Origin of the sequence: uncultured Streptococcus sp., from assembly GCF_963521865.1 — a bacterium.
In the GTDB taxonomy this organism is placed as follows: Bacteria; Bacillota; Bacilli; order Lactobacillales; family Streptococcaceae; genus Streptococcus.
Genome location: NZ_CAUQWY010000064.1, coordinates 1 through 5,227 on the forward strand (window position 1 = coordinate 1; position 5,227 = coordinate 5,227).

The following is a 5,227-nucleotide window of genomic DNA, read 5'->3' on the forward strand; positions in this document are numbered from 1 at the left end:
TTAAGGCATCGTTAACTTACCTCACAACAGGTTTGAAGTAAATCAGCGAAACTACTTTCTTAGTATAACACTTTCAGAATCATTGTCAATAGAAACGACTTGATTTTTTCAATTTTTTCAAGCTACTTCCAAGGGTTGTAAAATCGTCCCTGATTCTGCAAGATAAGTAGTAAACTAGCTACTAAAAACAAGGCTGCCAAGAGCAAGGTAAGATAGTCTCCTTTTTTCAAGGCCTGGTAACTATACCAAGTGCGTTTTTTCTCTTTCCCAAAGCGTCGAAGCTCCATGGCGGTCGCGATGGTATCAATGCGTTCTAGCGAGCTAAAAATCAAGGGAGTAATAATGCGCAGATTGCCTTTGATTCGTTGCATAAGAGAAGCTTTCTTGGATAATTCCATCCCACGCGCCTCCTGAGACATCTTGATAGTAAAGAATTCTTCCTGCAAATCCGGAATATAGCGCAAGGTCAGGCTGACTGAATAGGCAATCTTGTAAGGCACACCAATTTGATTTAAACTGGAAGCAAACTGACTAGGGTGGGTTGTCATCAAAAAGATAATAGCCAGAGGAATGGTACAAAGGTACTTAATAGCCAAATTTAGCAGATAAAAGAGCTCTTGACTGGTCAGAGTGTAAGCACCGATTCCCTGCCAAATCACACTTCTCTCTCCGTAAAGTCCAACCCCATATTCAGGAGAAAAGAGATAGACCATCAAGACATTCAAAATCGCAAATACCGTCGCAAAAACTGCCACAAAGGAAACATCTTTAAAGCGGATTTCTGACAAATAGAGGAGAAAGACCGAAAAGATAGCAATCAAAACAAGGAGTCTGGTATCATAACTAATCATGGCTGCTAAGGATACCAAGATGAAAAAGAGAAGCTTGCCAGCCCCAGATAAACGATGAATCACAGTATCTCTATGCTGGTAACCGATTAATTTAGCTTGCATCCTTCTCTCCTTTCTTTGTAAAATGCCGTTAAAGCAAGTGGATCCACATCTAGTTTCTTGGCCAAGTTGAAGATTGAAGTTTCTTTTAGATTGGCTTTTACTAACAGCTCAGGATTGCTTAACAGACTAGCTGGATTAGTATCGGCAATCAATTCCCCATCTACCATAACAAGGGTTCGGTCTGAATAATCCAGCATCAATTGCATATCATGGGTAATCATGACAATGGTATGACCTTTTTGATGCAGTTCCTCAAGAAACTCCATAATCTCAGTATAGTTCTTCTGGTCTTGACCAGCTGTTGGTTCATCTAAGAGGATAATTTCAGCTCCTAACACTAAAATGGATGCAATGGTAACACGTTTTTTCTGACCAAATGATAAGGCGGATATAGGCCAATTACGAAACTCATAGAGACCACAGATTTTCAAAGTTTCATGAACTTTCTTTTCAATCTCTTGGTCATCTAAACCTCGCAAACGAAGTCCCAAGGCCACCTCATCAAAGATCATATTGGTTGAAATCATTTGATTAGGATTTTGCAGCACATAGCCTACTCGTTCCGCCCGCTCTGCAACAGAATCTCCTTTTATATCCTGTCCTTCCCAAAGATAGCGGCCTTCAGTCTGAATAAAGCTACTTAAGGCCTTGGCAAGGGTTGATTTCCCAGCCCCATTTTTCCCGACAACGGCAATCTTTTCACCCTTTTTAATATCTAAATGAATGGACTTTAAAATCGGTCTATCATCATAAGAAAAAGACACGGCCTCTAATTTAAAGAGTGACTGCAATTCTGGGGTTTCTTTTACCAGTTCATTCTGCAACTGAATCTGACCCTTTGAGATAGACAAGTTATCCAGATTCGCTAGCTGTTCTTCCTTGACTAAATCCACACCCAATTGACGGAGAGTGGTTAGATAAAGGGGTTCTCGGATGCCATTTTGAGTCAATAAATTAGTCGCCAGTAGCTGATCAGGCCCACCATTAAATAGGATACGACCATCATTGATCAAGACAATCCGATCCACAGGGCGATGCAGAACATCCTCTAAACGGTGCTCGATAATAAGAGTCGTCGTCCCCTCCTCCTTATGAATCTGATCAATCAATTCGATAATATTCTGACCTGACTTGGGATCCAGATTGGCGAGTGGCTCATCAAACAAAAGAATCGGACTCTCATCAATCAAGACACCAGCCAGACTGACCCGCTGCTTTTGTCCACCTGACAAATCTTGAGGACGCTGAGTTAGTAAAGGGATAAGGTCCAGCTTTTCAGCCCATTTATGAACACGATCTTTCATCCCATCTAAAGCTGTCACATCATTTTCCAGAGCAAAAGCCAAATCCTCTGCCACGGACAGGCCGATAAACTGCCCATCTGTATCCTGCAAAACTGTACTGACCAGATGAGATTTATCGTAGATGCTCATATCAAAGGCTGCTTGCCCCTTGATCAAAAATTCTCCAGACATCTGACCCTTGTAAATATTGGGAATAATCCCATTCAAACATTGACCCAAGGTAGACTTACCTGACCCAGATGGCCCAACAATTAAGACTTTCTCTCCCTTATAAATGGTCAAGTCCACCCCTTGCAAGGTTGGTTCTTGTTGCGTTTCATACTGGAAAGAGAAATCCTTCCACTCAATTATAGCTTCTTTCATCTTACTCTCTTCATTCGCTTCTTCTACTCAATGAAAATCAAAGAGCAAACCAGGAAGCTAGCCGTAGGTTGCTCAAAACACTGTTTTGAGGTTGCAGATAGAGCTGACGCGGTTTGAAGAGATTTTCGCAGAGTATTAGACTTCTATTTTATCATAAATTAAGCCCTTCTTGCAGTCTCTTTTCTTAAAAACTTAGCTCCAAAAAGAGTCCTATCCTAGCTTGCTTGCCTAACTAGTCTATAAACATCAAAAAAGACCGGTTGCCCAGCCTTTTCCTTTATGTTAATCCTTTTTCAAACTTCCTGAACGAGTCTGTGTACGTGAATAAGCTATCAAAAGAAGGGTACCTGCGATAGCTACAGTTACAGCGTTAGCAATACCTGCAACAATCCCTTGGGCAAATACTTTTTCAGCTGCTTCTTGATAAATCACAACATCTCCAAGTGGTGCCAAGACACCCCAAACAAGAGCATTTGCAACAATCTGAATGAGGTTAAAGAAGACAATATCCTTCAACTCAAAAACACCCTGTGTTACTCGAATGTATTTTCTAAAGAGTCCGACGGCTAGACCAAAGAGACCACTAGCAATAATCCAAGTCCACCAAAGACCGTAGCCAGCAATAGAATCCTTAACAGCATGCCCAATTAAACCAACAAGTAGACCAACTAGAGGGCCAAAAATGATAGACAAGAGGCTCTGTACCGCATACTGAAGCTGGATGCTTGTATTTGGAACAGGGGTCGGAATGCTAATCATCCCGATAACAACAAAGAGCGCAGCTCCAACACCGATAGCAACAACTTGTTTAATTGATTGATTTTTCATCTATATTCTCCTATTTTATAATTCTATTTTCTTTATTTCAATGGTCCAAGATGAACCGACACCTACATTATAAGCCTTGGCAAAAGAACCTTGGTTGATAGCCAGACCTAAACGATAGAGAGAGTTGATGTAAAGGATGGGTTGCCCAATTCTCACATCTGCAAATGATTTGCCATAAACAACCTGATTTTGATAGACCAGCATATCAGCGTGATAGATAGTCACTTCAAAACGGTCACCAAATTCTGGTTCCAGCTTGTAAAATTCTTCTCGTGTGATAGAGGTCCAGAGCGAACCAAAACGCACATCTAGAATATCAATAGCTCCCTTTACCAGATGATCTTCAATGATGGTCTCTACGACTGGAAGTTCCACAATCTGGTCCACACTGAGCTCTGGCCCTACTTCTTCAAAAGAAATGTGACCGCTGGCTAGTTTAGCACCAGTATAGGCATAGACATCACGACCGTGGAAGGTATAAGAATGCTCTGTATTTTGACGTCTATTGGCCACTTCAGAAATCTCACGAATAGCTACAATACCAACGTGTTTCTTGATAAAAGAAAGAGTCCCATTGTCTGGCGTGACAATATATTGATTTTTTGCAGTCTTGGCAACCACACTCTTACGTTTCGAACCGACACCTGGATCGACAACCGATACAAACGTCGTTCCCTCAGGCCAGTAATCCACCGTCTGAAAGAGACGATAGCTCCCCTCAAAAATATTATAAGGCGTGATATCGTGCGTCAAGTGATGGATTTTTATGGTTGGAGACTCTTCTAAAGCCACTCCAATCATAGCCGATACCGCACCATCAAGCAGACCAAAGTCTGATTATAATACCAGTAAATTATTATTCATTTTATCTCCTTGTATATCCTTTATCATACCATATTTCAGAGAAAGGTGCTAATAGCTATTTTAATTGCTTAGGGTATAGTTTTACCTTATAGCAAATTTCCTACTAAAAACTCTGGTGATTAGCTAGTAGGTGCATTTTTTCTTGAAAAAAGGTATGATAGTTACATCATGAAAAAGTAGGTTTTATTATGAAAATTATCCTTGTCGGAGGGGGAAAAGTTGGCTCTGCCCTCTGTCGCTCTTTGGTTGCAGAAAAGCATGATGTTTTGCTGATTGAGCAAGACGAAGCTGTTCTCAATCATATTGTTAATCGCTTTGATATCATGGGTATCCTTGGTAACGGGGCCGATTTCACCATCCTTGAGCAAGCCAGTGTTCAGGATTGCGATATCTTTATCGCCTTGACTGAATACGATGAAGTGAACATGATTGCAGCCGTTCTAGCCAAAAAAATGGGGGCTAAAGAAACCATCGTTCGGGTGCGAAATCCTGAATACTCTAACTCTTATTTCAAAGAAAAGAATATTCTCGGTTTTTCTCTTATCGTTAACCCTGAGCTCTTGGCTGCCCGCGCTATCGCGAATATCATTGACTTCCCCAACGCCCTCTCTGTCGAACGTTTCTTTGGTGGACGGGTCAGCTTGATGGAATTCACTGTTAAATCCTCCAGTGGTCTTTGCCAAATGCCCATTTCTGATTTTCGGAAAAAATTTGGCAATGTCATTGTCTGTGCGATAGAGAGGGATCATCAAATTATCATTCCAAGCGGTGACATGACTGTACAGGATAAAGATAGAATCTTTGTCACTGGTAACCGTGTTGACATGATGCTCTTCCATAATTATTTCAAGTCTCGTGCCGTGAAGAGCCTTCTCATCGTTGGAGCAGGTAGAATTGCCTATTATCTACTAGGTA

General features: G+C 41.2%; 5 protein-coding genes. 1 reads left to right on the plus strand and 4 read right to left on the minus strand.

All coding sequences use genetic code 11. The features are described 5' to 3' along the window. Window positions 1-122 precede the first annotated feature (122 nt). The 4 genes from RWO85_RS09610 to RWO85_RS09625 all read right to left on the minus strand — a co-directional run bounded on the left by RWO85_RS09610 (window position 123) and on the right by RWO85_RS09625 (window position 4,273). Complete coding sequence (locus RWO85_RS09610) at window positions 123-953, minus strand: energy-coupling factor transporter transmembrane protein EcfT (protein ID WP_084925859.1); 831 nt, start codon at window positions 951-953, stop codon at window positions 123-125. Further along, complete coding sequence (locus tag RWO85_RS09615) at window positions 938-2,620, minus strand: ABC transporter ATP-binding protein (protein WP_314415592.1); 1,683 nt, start codon at window positions 2,618-2,620, stop codon at window positions 938-940. Before RWO85_RS09615 ends, RWO85_RS09610 begins: the two co-directional genes overlap by 16 nt. Window positions 2,621-2,902: 282 nt before the next feature. Next, the gene (locus RWO85_RS09620) at window positions 2,903-3,448 is read right to left on the minus strand and encodes an ECF-type riboflavin transporter substrate-binding protein (protein WP_124788142.1); all 546 of its coding nucleotides are present in this window, start codon (window positions 3,446-3,448) and stop codon (window positions 2,903-2,905) included. A 15-nt stretch (window positions 3,449-3,463) separates the two neighbouring features. Further along, window positions 3,464-4,273 carry an S-adenosyl-l-methionine hydroxide adenosyltransferase family protein gene (locus RWO85_RS09625; RefSeq protein WP_314415597.1) on the minus strand — a complete coding sequence of 270 codons (810 nt, stop codon included), beginning with the start codon at window positions 4,271-4,273 and terminating at the stop codon, window positions 3,464-3,466. 227 nt (window positions 4,274-4,500) lie between these two features. Here RWO85_RS09625 and trkA point away from each other — a divergent pair. After that, window positions 4,501-5,227: Trk system potassium transporter TrkA (gene trkA / locus RWO85_RS09630; protein ID WP_314415594.1), on the plus strand; the 727-nt coding region annotated here is incomplete at its 3' end.